This is a genomic window from Cobetia sp. SIMBA_158 (assembly GCF_046566945.1).
Lineage (GTDB): Bacteria > Pseudomonadota > Gammaproteobacteria > Pseudomonadales > Halomonadaceae > Cobetia > Cobetia amphilecti.
Window position 1 is genome coordinate 1 of record NZ_JAWJYL010000971.1, and the last position, 242, is coordinate 242.

The 242-nt window shown below is 37.2% G+C and carries 1 protein-coding gene; it reads left to right on the forward strand.

Translation table 11 applies throughout. The annotated features are described in order from the left end of the window. Nucleotides 1-61: 61 nt before the first annotated feature. Nucleotides 62-242: hypothetical protein (locus R2R70_RS22705; protein ID WP_410979300.1), on the forward strand; the 181-nt coding region annotated here is incomplete at its 3' end.

Sequence of the window (242 nt, forward strand, 5' to 3'; positions counted from 1 at the left end):
CTAGTTAGTGGTTGTTCTGTCATAATAGATGGCTGTGTATTTTTATTTATTAAGAGTGTATATGGCTGGGCGGCGAATTAGTGATGAGCAGTTGGTTGAAATCATTGAGGCTGCGATTTTTGTTGCCGACAAACCCATAAGTAAACGCCATATTAAAGACACTGTTTTAGTGGATATTGCAATTTCTATGTCACGTATAAACGATGCTATAGAAACAATACAAACACACTTTCAAACCCGTG